This window comes from Arthrobacter sp. D5-1 (assembly GCF_017357425.1).
Taxonomy (GTDB): Bacteria; Actinomycetota; Actinomycetes; order Actinomycetales; family Micrococcaceae; genus Arthrobacter.
Window position 1 is genome coordinate 3,984,780 of the sequence record NZ_CP014571.1, and the last position, 17,199, is coordinate 4,001,978.

Annotated in this window: 14 protein-coding genes; 9 read left to right on the top strand and 5 right to left on the bottom strand. The window is 62.3% G+C overall.

The annotated features are described in order from the left end of the window. Window positions 1-38 precede the first annotated feature (38 nt). From AYX22_RS18300 to AYX22_RS18315, 4 genes are all read left to right on the top strand, one after another. Complete coding sequence (locus tag AYX22_RS18300; RefSeq protein WP_207594766.1) at window positions 39-2,174, top strand: FG-GAP-like repeat-containing protein; 2,136 nt, start codon at window positions 39-41, stop codon at window positions 2,172-2,174. 112 nt (window positions 2,175-2,286) lie between these two features. After that, window positions 2,287-3,375, top strand: coding sequence for an acyl-CoA dehydrogenase family protein (locus AYX22_RS18305; protein WP_207594768.1), 1,089 nt, complete (start codon window positions 2,287-2,289; stop codon window positions 3,373-3,375). Next, window positions 3,369-4,727, top strand: coding sequence for a bifunctional PIG-L family deacetylase/class I SAM-dependent methyltransferase (locus AYX22_RS18310; protein WP_207594770.1), 1,359 nt, complete (start codon window positions 3,369-3,371; stop codon window positions 4,725-4,727). Before AYX22_RS18305 ends, AYX22_RS18310 begins: the two co-directional genes overlap by 7 nt. Before the next feature lie 29 nt (window positions 4,728-4,756). Then, window positions 4,757-5,485 (top strand): glycosyltransferase, encoded by a 729-nt coding sequence (locus tag AYX22_RS18315; RefSeq protein ID WP_347565690.1) that lies wholly within the window; start codon window positions 4,757-4,759, stop codon window positions 5,483-5,485. Here the strand turns inward: AYX22_RS18315 and AYX22_RS18320 are convergent. The 3 genes from AYX22_RS18320 to AYX22_RS18330 all read right to left on the bottom strand — a co-directional run bounded on the left by AYX22_RS18320 (window position 5,482) and on the right by AYX22_RS18330 (window position 7,009). Next, the gene (locus AYX22_RS18320) at window positions 5,482-6,060 is read right to left on the bottom strand and encodes an adenylate kinase (RefSeq protein WP_207594774.1); all 579 of its coding nucleotides are present in this window, start codon (window positions 6,058-6,060) and stop codon (window positions 5,482-5,484) included. The two genes, AYX22_RS18315 and AYX22_RS18320, sit on opposite strands and share 4 nt — an antisense overlap. 101 nt (window positions 6,061-6,161) lie before the next feature. Continuing rightward, window positions 6,162-6,650, bottom strand: coding sequence for an SRPBCC domain-containing protein (locus tag AYX22_RS18325; protein WP_207594776.1), 489 nt, complete (start codon window positions 6,648-6,650; stop codon window positions 6,162-6,164). Beyond that, window positions 6,647-7,009: a metalloregulator ArsR/SmtB family transcription factor gene (locus AYX22_RS18330; protein ID WP_207594778.1), complete on the bottom strand. Its 363-nt coding sequence runs from the start codon at window positions 7,007-7,009 to the stop codon at window positions 6,647-6,649. The genes AYX22_RS18325 and AYX22_RS18330 overlap by 4 nt, the downstream gene beginning before the upstream one ends. Before the next feature lie 149 nt (window positions 7,010-7,158). On the opposite strand from AYX22_RS18330, the gene AYX22_RS18335 reads away from it, so the two are divergent. Then, entirely contained in the window at window positions 7,159-9,831 is a 2,673-nt protein-coding gene (locus AYX22_RS18335) for a Tat pathway signal sequence domain protein (RefSeq protein ID WP_207594780.1), read from the top strand. Between the two features lie 108 nt (window positions 9,832-9,939). On the opposite strand, the gene AYX22_RS18340 is transcribed toward AYX22_RS18335, so the two are convergent. Next, window positions 9,940-10,818: a MurR/RpiR family transcriptional regulator gene (locus AYX22_RS18340; protein WP_207594783.1), complete on the bottom strand. Its 879-nt coding sequence runs from the start codon at window positions 10,816-10,818 to the stop codon at window positions 9,940-9,942. A gap of 108 nt (window positions 10,819-10,926) precedes the next feature. Here AYX22_RS18340 and AYX22_RS18345 point away from each other — a divergent pair, with 108 nt between their 5' ends. The 4 genes from AYX22_RS18345 to AYX22_RS18360 all read left to right on the top strand — a co-directional run bounded on the left by AYX22_RS18345 (window position 10,927) and on the right by AYX22_RS18360 (window position 14,814). Next, on the top strand, window positions 10,927-12,315 hold the full coding sequence (locus tag AYX22_RS18345; RefSeq protein ID WP_207594785.1) for an MFS transporter: 1,389 nt from the start codon (window positions 10,927-10,929) through the stop codon (window positions 12,313-12,315). Further along, on the top strand, window positions 12,312-12,806 hold the full coding sequence (locus AYX22_RS18350; protein WP_242703400.1) for a GAF domain-containing protein: 495 nt from the start codon (window positions 12,312-12,314) through the stop codon (window positions 12,804-12,806). Before AYX22_RS18345 ends, AYX22_RS18350 begins: the two co-directional genes overlap by 4 nt. Next, window positions 12,807-14,039 (top strand): amidohydrolase family protein, encoded by a 1,233-nt coding sequence (locus AYX22_RS18355; RefSeq protein WP_207594787.1) that lies wholly within the window; start codon window positions 12,807-12,809, stop codon window positions 14,037-14,039. It begins immediately after the preceding gene. A gap of 91 nt (window positions 14,040-14,130) precedes the next feature. Beyond that, window positions 14,131-14,814, top strand: coding sequence for an SRPBCC family protein (locus AYX22_RS18360; protein ID WP_207594789.1), 684 nt, complete (start codon window positions 14,131-14,133; stop codon window positions 14,812-14,814). Window positions 14,815-14,886: 72 nt separating this feature from the next. On the opposite strand, the gene AYX22_RS18365 is transcribed toward AYX22_RS18360, so the two are convergent. Beyond that, window positions 14,887-16,920 (bottom strand): rhamnogalacturonan lyase, encoded by a 2,034-nt coding sequence (locus AYX22_RS18365; protein ID WP_278251937.1) that lies wholly within the window; start codon window positions 16,918-16,920, stop codon window positions 14,887-14,889. Window positions 16,921-17,199: the final 279 nt, after the last annotated feature.

The following is a 17,199-nucleotide window of genomic DNA, read 5'->3' on the forward strand; positions in this document are numbered from 1 at the left end:
TTTTGGGGGTTGGGCCGTTGGCTGCTCTGGGTAGATCTTTGTCTTTCAGCAGCGGCGTCGGCCGGGTTGTTGCCGCTGCACTTCTGGCAGTGATCACTGCGCTGACGTTCCTGATGGTCCCGGGGGGCCAACAGGCTAAAGCCGATACCCTCATGGATCACATTGTTAACAGCAGCAACCCCAACGACGTAGCCGTCAACGTCACGACCAACAGGACGTACGTCGCCAACCAGTATGGGAAATCCGTGACAGTCATCGACGGTGCCACTTCGGCGTCAAGGTCGATCGCCGTGGCAGACTACCCCGAGAGCGTAGCCATCAATGAGAAGACCAACAAGATATACGTCTCTCATTCAGCCAGCTATACCATTACCGTCATTGACGGGGCATCGGAAGCAACGAAAAGAATTTCAACAGTTGGCCAACCGGAAAAAATGGTGGTGAATCAGACCACCAATGAGCTCTACGTCGCCAACGGGGAATCAACAGGCGGCATCTATGTCATCAACGGAGCCAGCTTGGCCGTCACCCAAATTCCAATTTATGGGGAGATCAGAAGTCTCGCCATCAATGAGATAAGCAACAAGCTCTATGCCACCGCGTGGGAGAGCAGCAAAGTGGCCATCCTGGATGGGGTCAGTAAAAAAGTCACCCAGCTTGACCTCGGCACCCCGGCACAGTCCGTGGTCCTGAACCCCATTACGAATATGGTCTACTTCAGCTGCCCGGACGCCAAGGGATTTGCCGTACTCAGCGGACAAACCAACCAAATATCCATGATTCCCACCGGGTCGAACGCCCGCCCTGGAGTGATGGCAATCAACCGCCAAACCAACACGGTTTATGCAGCCGACGAAGGCAACCAATATCTGACAGCCCTCGATGCGACAGCAAGGACTCTGGTCAATACGCCGACTGAGCGCACCCATTACCTCAGCATTGCCGTCAACGAGGTCACCAATAAGGTCTACGCCTCAGACTATTACCGGCACCGGGTAACCGTCTTCGACACCAAGGCAAACGTCCTCGGGCACGTACAGGGTTTCGATAATCCCGAGACTCTGGCAATTAACCAAAAGACCAACAAGATCTACGTAGCCGATCGCGGTGGAAGTCGGGTCCGGACCATCGATGGAAGAAACGTCGCCCCCTCATTCACGTCGACCCTCCCTCCCAACAGCGGTTCTGTGGGGGCTCGATACCACCATGAGATGACGGCGAGCGGCTCCCTGACACCGCAGTTCAAAGTTGCCAGCGGTGCACTGCCCCCAGGCCTTACTCTGGTGTCACAGAATCCAAATGGACTCCTTTCCGGCGTGCCCAGCATCCCTGGAACCTTCAGCTTCCGCATATCTGCCAGCAACGGTTACGGCCCGGATGCACTGACCCCAACCATCACGATCACCATCAAGCCGGCTGATATCAGGCACGACTTTACCGGCGACAAAAGACCGGACGTCCTGGCTCGTACCAACAGTGGAGACTTGTGGCTTTATCCTGGCAACGGCAGCGGCGGCTGGCAGTCGCCATCCAAGGTCGGCCAAGGTTGGAACGTCATGACAGCTCTCGTCTCTCCCGGGGATTTCACGGGTGACGGCAAAGCCGATGTACTGGCCCGTGACACCAGCGGAGTCTTATGGCTATATCCAGGTAACGGCAAGGGTGGCTGGCAAGCCAGGCTGCAAGTAGGCCAAGGCTGGAACGCCATGACCGCCATCACGGGAATTGGTGATCTTGACCTGGATGGAAATGCCGACGTTGCTGCCCGCGACAGCTCCGGACAGCTGTGGCAGTATCGCGGCAACGGCCGGGGCGGCTGGCTAACCCAGGAGTTGGTTGGCAGAGACCTGAATGGCATGAACTTCATCTCCGGCATAGGAGATATCGCGAAGGACGGGACCGAGGATTTGGTGACCCGGGATGCCAACGGGGCGCTATGGAGTTTCAGAGGCTATCCGCGAACTTCCTTTGGCTGGGGCGATCAAATCGGTTGGGGCTGGAATGCCATGACTGCCATAGCCACTCCAGGCGACTTCAACGGCGACGGCAATGTGGATCTCCTGGCCCGCGACTCAGCCGGGACACTCTGGCTCTACCCCGGTAACGGCAAGCAGGGCTGGCTCCCCCGGGTCCAGGTCGGCTCCGGTTGGAACGTCATGAACACCATCATCTAGAGTCCAGAACCACAACACGCAAATCACCAAGAACGACGGCGGCAACCACCCGCCGTCGTTCTCTTGCCCTCCACACGCATAACCTAAGGCTCCTTAGAATAGGCTTGGGATCATGAGCGACTCCGAAGCCCAGCCTGTACGCATCAGTTCCGAGCCCGTCCAGCTCCAAGCCCTCGAGCCGATGCTGGAAAAGGTGCGGGAATCCGTGGGCGATGTCCCTGCTCTGCTTGCCATCGCTACGGAGATCGGGATGACGGCCCCCCAGCCCGGCGAAGGAAATACCGCCAAGCTCTGGGAAATGCTGGCATCGGTCACAGCCGTGGATGTGGCGGCCGGGAGGGTGCTGGAACCACATCTGGATGCCGTGGCCATCCTTGCCCAAGCAGACGTACCCGCTACACCGGATGGCGCCTGGGGAGTCTTCGCTGCGGAGGGCCCCGGCTTGAAGCTCGAGGCCAAGCGGGACAACGCCGGGAACTACGTCCTCAACGGGTCCAAACCCTGGTGCTCGCTCGCGGCCCAACTGAATGGTGCAGTGATCACGGCCCACACCGAAGACAACAGCCGGGCCGCATTCGCTGTGAACCTGAAGCACCCCGGAGTGTCCTGCGAAACACCCCAGTGGACCAGCCGGGGTCTCCAGGAAATTCCCAGCGGCACCGTCCACTTCGACCAAGTCCCCGCAACCCCGGTCGGAGGCGAAAGGTGGTACTTCACCCGACCCGGTTTCGCCTGGGGCGGCATGGGCGTTGCCGCGTGCTGGCTCGGCGGAGCAGTTGCCGTGGCCAGGGATTTCAGGAGCGCACTGGCCAAGGGCGCGGAAAATGGCAGGGAGCCGGACCAGATCGCCCTCGCCTCCTTGGGTGAGGTGGACAGGATCATCACGTCCGTCACCGGGTACCTGGCCCAAGCCGCAGAGCAAATCGACGCCGGCGAACTGGACGAGCGCGGCGAAGACCCCACAGACACAAACGGCCCCAGCGCCTGGAGCGAAGCCCTGCGTATCCGCGGAACTGTTGCCGCCGCCGTCGAGCGCGTCCAAACAGTGGTGACGCAGAACCTCGGTCCCGCGCCGCTGGCGTTCAATGAAGCGTATGGAAAGCGCATGGCCGATCTCTCGCTGTACATCCGGCAGCACCACGCCATGCGGGACGACGCCCAGCTGGGCGCGCTGACCCTGAAGGGAGAATGCCAGTGGTGACCTTTTCCCACACTGACACCGGAACGTCGGAGCAGGAATGGGCAGCGTCGGGAGTGGCCGCCCTCCCCGAACTGCCGCTGGATACAGCAGAACTTGCGGCCAGGAAGTTCGTTGTCCTGGCCGCGCACCCGGACGACGAATCACTCGGCGCCGGCGGCTTCCTGGCCAGACTGCACGCAGCCGGCGCGGCAGTCGACATGATCCTGTGCACCGCGGGCGAGGCATCGCATCCAGACTCGCCAACCACGACGCCGGAACAGCTTGCCGCTGTCAGGCTCACGGAGTTCGACACTGCTTTGTCAGGGCTGGCGCCCAGCGCGACGTGGCGGTTCCTGGAACTGCCCGACGGACAGTTGGCTGCCAACGCTGACCGTATTGCTGCGGCAATCAGCGAGAGCATCGCGGGGCGAGCGGCGGAGGAAGTAGTGATCGTGGCTCCCTACCGTTCCGATGGCCATACGGACCACGACACCCTTGGCACGGTCGCCGCGGACCTCGCCACACAAAACGGCTACGGGCTCCTGGAATACCCCATTTGGTACTGGTTGTGGGCAGGAACTGAGGACACCACCTGGAATGGTTGGGTCCGCGTGCCCCTGAGCCAGGAAGAACAACAGGCCAAGGCCAAAGCAATGCACGCCCACGCCTCGCAAACAGAGCCGCTGTCCGGACAACCGGGCGACGAGACTTTGCTTTCCGGGACATTTCTGGAGCACTTCGAGCGGCCTTGGGAAACGTTCGCCTGGCATCCCTCCACAGCTGGGAGCAACAGCGCAGCAGATGCGGAACGCATCTTCGACGAAGTCCATTCAAGGGAAGAGGATCCGTGGAGCTACACCACCAGCTGGTATGAACGCCGCAAGAGGGCGCTGACCCTCGCGGCCCTGCCCGAGGAAAGCTATGAGTCCGGGTTGGAACTGGGCTGTTCCATCGGCACACTCAGCGAGGAGCTGGCCCGGCGTTGCCGGACATTCCTGGGAGTGGACGCCAGCAGCGCAGCCTTGGCCCAGGCAGCGGAGCGTCTCGCGAGCTACCCATCAGCGGAGGTCAGGCACCTCACCATGCCGCATGAGTGGCCTGAGGGCATGTTCGACCTGGTGGTGCTGTCCGAAACGGGCTATTACCTTTCGCGGAAAGAACTCACCGAACTGCTAACAAGAATCCAGGCCTCAACTACGCCTGGCGGAACACTGCTTCTGTGCCATTGGCGGCATCCGATTTCGGGCTGGGAGTTGGACGCGGAGTCTGTGCACACCATGACACGCACCCACCTCGGCTGGCCCACGCACGGACTCTACCAGGAGAAGGACTTCATGCTGGAAGTCCTGGTGGCACCGGATAGCTCACCATGACCCATTCACAGCAGCCAGGAATCAGAAACGTGGCGGTAGTAATACCTGCCCACAACGAGGAACAGCGCCTTGGCCGGGCGCTGACCGGACTGCGCGCCGCACTGGATACCCTTGGACGCGAACGCCCCGGAGTGGGCGCCTCAGTCACCGTGGTCCTGGATAACTGCACGGACGGTTCGGAGGCGATTTCCGCTGCGTTTGGAGCCAAAGATGCCCGCTTTCACAATCTCACCGTGAAGCTCCACAGCACGGGTGCCAGCCGCGATCATGGTGCCAGGGAAGCCCTGAACCGCCTGCAACTCCAGCAGGAGGAACACGCGGATGCAACCGTATGGCTCGCCAACACCGACGCCGATTCCACCGTCCCCGGGCACTGGCTGGTGCGGCAGGTCGATCTGGCAAACGCCGGGGCCGATGCCGTCCTCGGCTCGGTGGAGCCGGACCCCACCGATGTGGACCCTGTAGTTTTGGGGCGCTGGCTGGAGTTGCACCCCTTCCGCGAGGACCACCCGCATATCTACGGAGCCAATTTAGGCATCAGGGCCTCGGCCTACCTCGCGGCGGGCGGCTTTCCCTTGCTGCGTTCCCACGAAGACCGAGGTTTGGTGGAGCGGCTTCGTCGGCAAGGTTTCACGGTGACACCTACGGACACCATCCGTGTGGTCACCTCAGGCAGGACACACGCCCGCGCCCCCGAAGGATTCGGTTCCTACCTCCGGGCTCTCGGCGCTGAGCTTCCGGCCCCCGCCAGCGGCTAACCTGCCAGAGCGCCCTCCACCGCCGCTATGGCAGATGCCGTGATCGCTTCCCGATCGCCGGATCCATCAACGGTCACCAAGATCCCGCGCTTCGAGTAAGCCGTCAGAACCGGCTGGGTCTCGTCCCGGTACAGCTCCAGCCGACGCTGGATCACGGCTTCGGTGTCATCGCTGCGACCTTGCTCTTGAGCACGGCGGAGCATCCGGGCCAGCAACTCGCTGTCCGAGGCCGTGAGCGCCAGAACAACTTGCAAGGGCTGTCCCCGGCCCGCGAGCATCTCGTCCAAAGCGCCGATCTGGATCACCGTTCGCGGGTAGCCGTCCAACAGAAAGCCATCGGCAGCATCGGCTTCTTCCATCCGCTGCTTGAGCATGTCCGTGGTGACGTGGTCCGGCACAAACTCACCTCGGTCCATGAACTCACCGGCCTCAAGGCCGAGATCCGTCTTGTCCCGGACATGGGCGCGGAAAAGATCACCCGTGGAAATGGCGGGTATCCCGAAATGCCGCGCAAGGTGCTCCGCCTGCGTGCCTTTGCCGGAACCGGGAGGGCCCATGATGATCAATCGCGCCATGTAACTGGTCCGTTCGAAAGGCGGCCGGGACTTAAACAATACGCCGACGACGGCGGGAGGCACCCGTCGTCGTCGGCTTCTTTTAGGATGCGGTTCAGTTCTCAGGCGTTGGCAAGCACGCCATCGATCTGTTCGATCGCCTCCCGCATTCCTTCTTCCATGCCCATCTCAGCCATCTTCTGCATCTGCTCTTCGGATTCGAAGCTGGAGGTGATGGTCATTCGGGTGCGGTTGTCCACGGGTTCAAGCTTCACTGTGGCGTGGGTGATGCCCAGGTCGTCTACGGGCTCACCGTGCTCGTCGGCGAAACCATCGTCAAATTCCAGATGATCCGGGGCGTTAATGGCGGTGAACTTCCACCAACCGCGGGCTTTGGTGCCATCCGGGCCGGTCATGTAATAAGCAGCCTTGCCCCCGGCGGTGAACTCGTGGGTCTCAAAAGTGGCCGGCCACGTGGGCGGACCCCACCAGCGTTCGAGCTGCCGGGGGTCTTCCCAGATCCTCCACACGCGCTTCACGTCGGCATCGAACTCGGCCACGATGGTGAAGCTCAGGGCCTCAACATCCTTGTTTACGCTGACAACAGTCATGGCAGTTCCCTTTCGTCATCTTCAGCGAGTATGTCCGCAATCCGGCTGGCACGTTGCCGCCAGATCATTTCGAAGTGGTCCAACAGGTGCCGGGCTTTCTGCAGTCCCTCATGGTTTCCCCGCACAATCTGCTCCCTCCCACGCTTCTCCTTGGTCACCAGGGAGGCCCGTTCCAAGACCGCAACATGCTTTTGCACGGCCGCGAAACTCATGGTGTACAGCGCAGCCAATCCGGAAACCGAGTACTCCCCCGCCGTCACCCGGGCCACGATGTCCCGGCGGGTTGCGTCGGCGAGGGCCTGGAACAGGCGGTCGAGTTCGTCGCCGGAGGGTTTTTTGCTGAGCTGATCTACAACCATTTGGTTGTACGATACGCCCGGAAGGGCCCGATGTCAACGGATGTGATGGCCAAAACACGGCCACCCCTTGCGGCCCTACGCATCGCCCGGGTAAGTTGTTGAAACGTCTCAAAGAAAGCGTTTTCCCGAACATTTAGGTGGAATTGACCATGACTCAGCACGCCCCGATCACGTGGATCGATGGCGAACCGCCCGCCGGACTCAGCGGCGGCACGACGTGGGGAATGCCGTTCCAACGCGGCACCGTTCAGGACGCAGCCGTCCTGGGGGTCCTCGACTCCAGCGGCAGCACCGTCAACGCCCAAATCTGGCCCCTGGCCACTTGGCCCGATGGCTCCCTGAAGTGGGCCGGCATTGCCCTCGGCGCCACGGATCAGCCAGCGGCCGCTTACCGGGTCACCCACTCAAACGAAACGCACGACGGCGGCGCGGCAGCCGTCGTCGAACGCTCACACGGAGTGACGGTCGCCGAAGACGACAACACCATCACCGTATCTACAGGCACACTGGACATGGTCCTGCACCGGAGCGGCAACACCCTGTTCAGCGAGCTTCGCCGCAACGATGCGGTGGTGGCCAAAGACGGCCGCCTGGTGAGCCTGCTGCAGTCAGGGCTGCCCGAGGGAACCGGCACCACCACCCGCACGGGCTTCACCGGCCACACCACCAGTGTCACCGTGGAGCAGGCTGGTCCTGTGCGCGCGGTGGTCAAGGTGGAAGGCCTGCACCGCGAAGAAGACGGCGCCAAAGAATGGCTCCCGTTCACCGTCCGCTTCTACTTCTACGCGGGCGCCCGCAGCGTCAGAATGATTCACTCGTTCGTCTGGGACGGCGACGCTGAGCAGGATTTCCTGGCAGGCTTGGGCGTCGCGTTCACCGTGCCGCTGGACAGCGAACTGCATGACAGGCACGTCAGGATCGCCGGCGCCGACGGGGGATTCCTGGTGGAGGCCGTGCGCGGGTTGACTGGACTGCGACGGGATCCGGGCGACGAAGTACGCGCCGCGCAGATCGCCGGCCGGCCCACCCCGCCCCTGAGCGAGTGGAGCCCACTGGTCTCCGAACGACTCCACCTCATCCCGGGCTGGAACGACTACACCCTGACGCAACTGACGGCCGACGGCTTTGACCTTCGCAAAAGGACTGCTCCCGGCCACGGCTGGGTGGGTATCTCGGGCGGCACCAGGGCGGCCGGGTTCTGCTCGCTGAGCGATGTCCATGGCGGCTTCGGTGTTGGCATCCGGGACTTCTGGCAGTCGCACCCGGGGCAGCTGGACATCCGGGGGGCAGCCACCGCGGAAGCGAAAGTCACCGCCTGGCTTTACTCCCCCGAAGCCCAGCCGATGGACCTCCGTTTCTATCACGACGGCCTGGGCCAAGACACGTTCGAGGACCAGCTTGAGGGGCTCGAAATCACGTATGAGGACTACGAACCCGGCTTCGGCAAACCCACAGGAATTGCACGCACCCACGAGCTGACGCTGTTCGCCTACGACTCGACCCCCAGCACGGAAAGCCTCGCCGCCGATGCCAAGGCAGCGTCCACTCCCCCGCTGTTGCAGCCCTCACCTGAGTACCTGCACGCGGCAGGGGTCTTCGGGGATTGGTCACCGGTGGATCGCAGCACCCCGGCCCGGGCGGAACTGGAAGACAAGCTGGACTTCCTGTTCGACTTCTATCAAGGCCAGACCGAACAGCGCCGCTGGTACGGATTCTGGAACTACGGCGACGTCATGCACACCTACGACACCGATCGGCATGTGTGGCGCTACGACGTGGGTGGCTACGCGTGGGACAACTCCGAGCTGTCGCCCGACCTTTGGCTTTGGTACATGTACCTCCGGACGGGCCGCGCGGACGTCTTCCGCTACGCCGAGGCCATGACCCGCCACACCGGTGAGGTGGATGTCTACCACCTCGGTCCGTGGCGCGGATTGGGTTCGCGGCACAACGTCCAGCACTGGGGCTGCAGCGCCAAGCAGCTGCGCATCAGTACTCCGGCCTACCGGCGCTTCTACTACTACCTGACCGCCGATGAACGAACCGGCGATCTCCTCACCGAACTGGTGGACAGCGACCAGAACTTCCTCGGCTTGGACCCAGTCCGCAAAGTCAGGCCCGACGCCGATACGTACCGCCCGGACCGCGGCGCCCTGGGCGTGGGGCTGGGTACGGACTGGGGCTCACTCGCCGCCACCTGGCTGACCGATTGGGAGCGTACCGGCAACCCGCGCTCACGGGATCGACTCCTCGGAACCATGGCAGACATCGGCGCCCTGAAGTACGGATTCCTCACAGGCGAAGCGCTGTATGACCTTGATGCCGGGAGGTTCGACGCCGGCCGGGAAGTCATCAGCGTCTCGCACCTGAGTGCCGTGTTCGGTTTGGTGGAAATCTGCAGCGAACTGATCAGCCTGGTTCCGGACAAGGACTTCGAGGAAGCCTGGATGCAGTATTGCCGACTGTTCCTGGCCACTCCGGAAGAGCAGGTCGCGGAGGTAGGGCAACCCTTGGCCGGCATCTACCTCACCCAGGCACACAGCCGGCTCACGGCCTACGCCGCGGCGAAGCTGGGGTCCCCGGAACTCGCGGAGTTGGCGTGGGAGAGCTTTGCCGAGGGCGGGGAGAACCTCAACCATGCCGAGGCCTTCACATTGAAGAAGATCCTGCCCCCGTTCGTGCTTCTGCCGGTCGATGAGGCTCCCACCGTCTCCACCAACGACACCGCCCAGTTCGGCTTGGCCGTCATCCAGAACCTGGCCCTGATCGGTCACCAGCTGCCGGCGGCGGCCGATGCACCTCAGGAGGACCCGGCGTCGTAATTCCTGCTGCTTCCTGACCTTCTTTGCCGCTGATATGGGTGGCCAGCAACCCCAGAGGGTTGATTCCGCACTCGAGTCGGCCCGAAGAAGGTCAGGAAGCCACAGCCATCAGGAACTGCTGCGCGGATGCATGATCCGCATCTGGTCCCAGGTCCGCTCCGAAGCGGCGATGTTCTGGTTGGAACGCTCGCGGTCCAGGGAGGCAAGCTCGACGGCGATCGCCTGGACCGCAGCCACGGCACCTGTCAGGGATGGGAAAAAGCCTGCGCCTTCAGTGGGCACCACAATCCGGTGATCGGCATGCACCGCTACAGGCGAACCCGCGCTGTCCGTGATGGAAACAATGGGCGCGCCCAGGTTGTGCGCAATATCCACTGCCCGCATAGTGCTGTCGTAGACCCGCCAAAGGCTGATGGCAATGACCAAATCTTCTGCACCGAGCCGTGCAATGGCATTGGTGAGGGCTGCGACATCGGCATCGAGGAGCCGCACGTTGTAGCCGGCAATGATGGCATTGTGCTCCAGCGCCTTGCCGGGGATAGCGTAGCTGCCTGCCGCGACAATGAAGGTCTGCCGAGCACCTGCAATAGCCTTCGCAATTGCATGGATTGAGCCGGCGTCCAGGGTGCGTTCAAAATGGGCCAAATTGGCACGATCCGTGGAGACCGCGGCTTGCGCAGGGCTACTGATATGGCCATTGTGTTCAGCCGCGACTTCCAGGGCGCTGAGCGACGCCAGGAAGCGGGACCGGAGCTCGAACTGGAAGTCCGCCCACCCCTTGAATCCCAGTGTTTGCGCGGTCCTGGTGACGGTGGAGGCATTCGAAGCGGCCACTGCGGCGATGTCGCTGACGGAGCCGTAGGAGGCCAGTCGCGGCTGGGACCGCAGGATGCCGATGACCTGCATTTGGCGTGCCGCGAGCTTCCGCCCTTGGACGCGGCTGTCGAGCCACTCGGTCAACGTTGACGAGTCGAAATCTTCTTGCACCTATTGACCTACCTCACACTTTGGCCTTAACTTCGATACATCACATCTGCACAGATCCGTGCATATTCCTCAAAATGTACAACTTGGCCCACTTTGCTAGGAATCCCCATGTCTCTCACAGCACGCTTGGATCGACTGGCTCTCAGTCGACCACACTACAAGCTTCTCCTCATCGGAGGCCTCGGCTACTCCTTCGACGGCATGGACGGTGCCGTGGTGGCCTTCCTCCTCCCACGGATCCAGGAATTATGGGGCCTCAGCACCGCCAGCCTCGGCCTGGTGGGCTCCGCGGCCCCGTTCGGTTTCTTTTTCGGCGCGATTCTGGCCGGCTGGATGGGCGATCGGTTCGGCCGCAAAAAGGTCATGCTCTGGGCGCTGGCCTTCTACTGCGTCATGTCAGTGGTTGCAGCCATGGCCCCCAACTTCGAAATCTTCCTGATTGCACGGATCTTTGCAGGATTGGGCGCTGGCGCTGAAAGCGTGATCATCGCGCCGTTCCTCTCTGAGTTCATTCCCCCGAAGCGCCGCGGCTGGTTCATTGGGACCTTGGCCGGATTCTTCTCCTTTGGCTTCGTGGCTGCAGCGCTGATCGGCCGCTTCGTTGTTCCACTGGGTGAGGACGGCTGGCGCTGGGCGCAGGTCATCACCGCTGTTCCCATCCTGCTCCTGCTCTGGTGGCGGCGCAGCCTGCCTGAATCGCCGCGCTATCTCATCAGCCGGGGCCGCATCGCAGAGGCGACGGAAGTGGTGGACCGATTTGAGCAGAGTGTAGTGAAAGCCACGGGCAAACCACTCCCGGCCCTGCCACCGGCAGAGGAAGAGATCACCAAGCACGAACAAAAGATCAGCATCTGGAACGCCCTGAAGTTTATGTGGTCCAAGGCAATGCGCCGCCGGACTGCCGTGATCTGGCTGATCTGGTTCGTGATTACGTTCTCCTACTACGGCTTCTTCTCCTGGATTCCCACCCTGCTGGTTGGACGCGGAATCACCATTACCAAGAGCTTCGAGTTCTCCATCCTCATCTATCTGGCACAGATCCCCGGCTACTTCTCCGCCGCCTGGTTGTGTGACCGGATTGACCGCAAGAACACCATCGCCCTGTACCTGGCGGGATCGGCCATCAGCGCTTTCTGGCTGAGCCAGTCCAACGATTCCGGCATGATTCTGCTGGCCGCCGCCACACTGTCCTTCTTCCTCAACGGCACCTACGCCGGCGTCTACGCCTACACTCCGGAACTCTTTCCCACATGGATGCGTGCCACGGGTGTTGGCCTGGCCAGCGCAGTGGGTCGAGTGGGCAGCATTCTGGCGCCATCCATCATCGGCATCTTCGCCGCTTCCCTCGGCTTCGGCGGTGTGTTCACCATGACTACGGTGGTGCTGACCATCGGCGTCCTGGGCGTGGTGATCTTCGGCGCCTCCACCGCGGGCAAGTCCCTGGAAAACATCAATGCCCGTGCTGAACATGACCCGGCCGCGGCAGGAAGCAAGTGATAACTGTGAACACGGACGCAGTCTTCCAGCAGACCCTCGAGGCCATGCAGAAGGAGCCAGGAGTCATTCTGTTCACTGCCCTGCAGTGGATCCCGCAGCGCTCCAGCCTTAAACGGCTCTTCACCAGCCACCCGGCCGACTATCCGGTGGGCGGCGAGAAGACAGTGGAAATCTCTCCCGGCTGGCTGGGCACGGTTATTGAGGACAAGACGCCCTTCCTGGCCGCAGACCTGGCCGCACTCCGCGGCGTCTTCACCGATTCCGCGCTCATTCAGCAGCTCGGCTGCGGTGCCGTGATCAACGTGCCGGTCCTCGACCAGCAGAACAACGTGGTGGGCGTCCTCGCGCTCCTGGACGCCGAAGGCAAGTACACGCAGCAGAGTGTGGAAACCGCCGTCGACGTCACCCGTGCGAACCTGACCGAACTCGTTCAGGCCTTTGAAGCCCATCCCACTGAAATCCCCGAAACACCTGCGAAGGACACCGTTTAAATGAGCACCACCCCAGAAAGCACCCCCTTGGTCATCCGCAACGCAAGCGTCCTGGACGTGCAGGCAGGCACCTACTCAACTGCCGACGTCGTCAGCGTTGATGGAAAGATCAGCAGCGTCGAGCCGACCGCCGAGGCACCCTCAGCCGCACGCGTCATCGATGGCACCGGCAAGTTCGTCATCCCCGGCCTGATCGATGCCCACGTCCATGTGGTCGCCTCGAGCGCCGACTTCCGCTCGCTGACCTACACGCCGGCTTCATATGTCTACGCGCAGACTGCCCGCATCATGGGCGCCATGCTGCGGCGCGGCTTCACTACTGTGCGCGACCTGTCCGGCGCCGACTTCGGGCTTGCCATGGCACAGGAGGAAGGACTGCTGGAGGGTCCCAAGATCCACTTTTGCGGCCACGCCCTCAGCCAAACCGGCGGCCACGGAGACATGCGGTTGCCGGGCGAAGACCACGATCCCAATGGCCGTGGATGCTGCGGCATTGGACGCGTGGCGGACGGCGTTGACGCTGTCCGCGCCGCCGCCCGCGACGAGATCCGCAAGGGCGCCCACCATATCAAGATCATGGCATCCGGCGGAGTTTCCTCCCCCACCGATCGGATCGACTCCACGCAGTACTCCATGGAAGAGATGCGGGCCGCGGTGGAGGAGGCCGGGGCCGCCAACCGCTACGTCGCAGCCCACGCCTACACGGCGCGAGCCATCAATCGGGCACTGGAAGCCGGAGTTCGTTCGATTGAACACGGCAACCTCCTGGACGACGAAAGCCTCAAGCTCTTCCTTGAGAAAGACGCGTTTTTGGTCCCCACGCTCGTTACGTACTGGGCGCTGAAGGAAGAGGGCAAGGAATTCGGACTCACCGAAGAAATGTGGGGCAAAGTGGACTCCGTGCTGACCAGCGGCCTCGAAGCGATTTCACGCGCCCACGAGGCCGGCGTCAAAATGGCCTTCGGCTCGGATCTTTTGGGCGGCATGCACCGCCACCAGAACGAACAGTTCAGGCTGTTGGGCAAAGTTCAGCCCGCGATTGACGCCATCCGCTCGGCAACCACGACGGCGGCAGAGCTGCTGGAGCGCGAAGGGGAAATCGGTGTGATCGCGCCTGGCGCTGACGCCGACCTGTTGGTGCTCGACGCCGATCCGATGGCAGACATCGCTGTGCTGGCCGACATCTCCGAGCACCTGGAGCACCTCGTCCAGAATGGCCGGATCATCCACTGACTCCCCTCCTTCAAGCTCTGTATTAACGCTTCAAAAGGCCCGATACTGTAAGTATGCTGATCAATATCGACCTGAGGAGGAGACGGACATCATGACCACGAAAGTAAACAAGACAATCATGGTCAACGTTCCGATCAGTACGGCTTACTGGCAGTGGACGCAGTTCGAGGAATTTCCGCATTTCATGGGCGGAGTGGAACGCGTGACGCGGCTCAGTGAGGACCGCCTCGAATGGGTGGCCGAAATCGCCGGCGTCCATCGTCGCTGGGAAGCCAAAATCGTTCAACAGGACCATAACCGGGCCGTGGCCTGGGCCGCCGTGGAGGGTGCCAAAAACGCCGGCTGGGTTGAGTTCAAGGAAGCTGGTCCCAGCCAGACGTCACTGCACTTGTCCCTGGAGTACGAACCGCATGGCGTTCTGGAGTTCCTGGGGGACAAGCTGCATATCGTTGAAAGGCAGGCTGAGTCAGACTTGAAGAAGTTCAAGGAGTACATCGAAAAGCAGACCCCGGAGACGGGCACGACTGCAGGAACCACCGCGGCACCTGCGGCCGCGTCAGGAACTGCGGCCGCGTCAGGAACAGCGGCCGCGTCAACGCCAATCGTCGATCCTGTCACCCACCCGTTCGACCAGACCAACGGTCTGGCAGACGTTGATGGGGACTCGGACGAGACCGCCGAGAGCGACACCCGCAGCGCTGCGGAGCGGAAGGAAGGCGAAGGTCAAGGTCCGGGCTTTATTCCGCCGATGGGCGGCCTGCCAGGACAGCGGTAGTGTCCACAGCAAATGAATCAGTGCCGCCCGGGTCAACGCGACCCGGGCGGCACTTTTCATTGACAGCTGCGGCTAGTTCTTGGTGCCGGTGTAGACAACGGCGGGAATCGCCGGAGCCTGCATGCCCTCGCCAATGAAGAAGCCCGGGTGCGGCGGCTGGTTATAGGCAACATTCTCGCGGGCTACAGCTGTCCGATACACGGTGTCGTGCATCAGGGTCCGCAGCCGCACCTCGGTAGGAGCCGTGGTGGTGTAGATCCGCAGCTCGGTACTGTCAGTGGACGGCCACGCGATCTCTTCCCGCCAGTCGCCAAGGATGTCAGCCTGGATGGACGGGTTGCCCTTGGTGGTGTTGTTGCTGCGGGCACCGTCGGCGGTCAGGAGCCGGTCACTGGTTTCCGTTTCCCAGTTCCACTTGGAGATCGTGGGAACGCCGCGGGACACTGTGGCGTCGTAGTCATGGTCCACGATTTCGCGGAGCAGGTCACCATCCCACCAAGCCAGGAAGTTGGCGGCCGGGATCTTTTCCGCAATCAACTCACCCTTGGCGGACATGAGCTGGCCAACGGGTGAATCCCAGGCAGCAGAACCGCCGATGGCCCACCCTTCGGCGCCTGCATAGCGGGGATCGATGTCGCCTGCCGCCCCACGTCCGGTGTCTTTGATGGCCGGGATGCTCCACAGGACCTCACCGGTTGCGGCATCACGGAAGGTTGCTCCGCGGTTGCCGCTCTGGCTCATGCTTTCGTGGACGGCGAACGTTTCCAGCCCTGGCCTGGACGGATCGAGGTCACTAGTGTGAATGGCATCGCCGTGGCCGAGCTTGGTGTTGTAGAGCGGCTGGCCGTTGTCATCAATGGTCATGGAACCGAAGATGAACTCGTCCTTGCCATCCTGATCGACGTCGGCGACGGACAGGTTGTGGTTACCCTGCCCCTTGTACTGATCGCCGGCCAGGTTGGAATCAAAGGTCCAGCGCTTCACGAGCTTGCCGTTGACGAGGTCGTAGGTGACCAGGACCGTCCGGGTGTAGTAGCCGCGGCTGAACATCATGGAGGGGTGCTCGCCATCAAGGTAGGCCACGCCTGCCAGGAAACGATCCACGCGGTTGCCGTAGTTGTCGCCCCAGCCGGTCACAGCACCGCGCTCGGGCTCGTAGGTCACCGTGTCCAGGATGGTGCCGGTCTCACCCTTGAAGACGGTAAGGAATTCCGGACCGGTCAGGACATATCCAGCGGCGTTGCGGAAATCGGCGTCGGCGTTCCCGATCACTGTCCCTGCCGCATCGCGGGTGCCGTCCGCTGTCTTGAGGGAAACCTCAGCCTTGCCGTCGCCGTCGAAGTCGTAGGCCAGGACCTGCGTATAGTGTGCGCCAGCCCTGATGTTGCGGCCCAGGTCAATGCGCCACAGCTTGGTGCCGTCCAGTTTGTAGGCGTCCACGTAGACATTGCCCGTGTAGCCGGACTGGGAGTTGTCCTTGGCATTGGACGGCGACCACGTCTGGATGACCTCGTACTTGCCGTCGCCGTCGAGGTCCGCCACGGTGGCGTCGTTGGCCGAGTACGTGTAAGTCTTGCCGTCCGGCGTAACACCCTCGGCAGGCTTGTCCAGCTTGATGGCCAGATAATTCTGGGGCAGCGGCTTCACGGCTTCAGTCAGCTTGTCCTGGCCCCGTCCGTTGCCAACGGCCTTAATGACGTAGCTCGACTCCGCAGTGCCGCCAGCGTCCACGAACATGGTGGCATTGCGGAGGGGCTCCGGGGTGATGTTGACGCCGTCACGCAGGACCTGGAAACCGATGCTGTCCTTGTCCAGGCCCAGCATGCGCCAACTCACGGTGACACCCTGGTCCGTCAGGACTGCCACCGGCGCCCGGTCGAGGTTTTCCACTTGGCGCTCCAGCGATGCTGCGTCCTTCGCGGCAGGCACGACGCCGGGAAGGTTGGCTTGCGCTGCCTGCTGGACCTGGGCCGGGGCTGCTTGGGCGAGGGGCACGCCGGTCAGGGCGATGGCGGCGGCAGCAAGGGAAGCGGTGGCGGCGATGGGGACTGCTTTCCATGCAAGGCCACGGGAGGAGCTGTAGGAACATTTCGAGGGGTAAGCCAAAGAACATCTCCTTTGATGCTGGGCAGCAGGGGGTCTGCGAGCCGATATTGGAACGTTTCACATACGGAGCCAACACCGCCTTGCTTGGTGGACAAGAGGCTGAAGTCTGCGAGAAAACGCTTTCCGCCAACAAGGTTTACCAGCGCTTCAACCGTTCGGTCAAGGGTTTGACAGGAAATGACTGTGAGTGTTCGGTGCTATTTGTTCGGAAATGTCCCTACCCTAGCCTGTCCGCGGCACCCTCCTGGTACGTCTTTCGCGGCTCGCTTGTGACGGTCC

Excerpts from the sequence above, each read along its gene's own strand:
- AYX22_RS18305 (WP_207594768.1), top strand. The coding sequence starts at position 2,287 with ATGAGCGACTCCGAAGCCCAGCCTGTACGCATCAGTTCCGAGCCCGTC.
- AYX22_RS18320 (WP_207594774.1), bottom strand. The coding sequence starts at position 6,060 with ATGGCGCGATTGATCATCATGGGCCCTCCCGGTTCCGGCAAAGGCACG.
- AYX22_RS18325 (WP_207594776.1), bottom strand. The coding sequence starts at position 6,650 with ATGACTGTTGTCAGCGTAAACAAGGATGTTGAGGCCCTGAGCTTCACC.
- AYX22_RS18330 (WP_207594778.1), bottom strand. The coding sequence starts at position 7,009 with ATGGTTGTAGATCAGCTCAGCAAAAAACCCTCCGGCGACGAACTCGAC.
- AYX22_RS18335 (WP_207594780.1), top strand. The coding sequence starts at position 7,159 with ATGACTCAGCACGCCCCGATCACGTGGATCGATGGCGAACCGCCCGCC.
- AYX22_RS18345 (WP_207594785.1), top strand. The coding sequence starts at position 10,927 with ATGTCTCTCACAGCACGCTTGGATCGACTGGCTCTCAGTCGACCACAC.
- AYX22_RS18355 (WP_207594787.1), top strand. The coding sequence starts at position 12,807 with ATGAGCACCACCCCAGAAAGCACCCCCTTGGTCATCCGCAACGCAAGC.
- AYX22_RS18360 (WP_207594789.1), top strand. The coding sequence starts at position 14,131 with ATGACCACGAAAGTAAACAAGACAATCATGGTCAACGTTCCGATCAGT.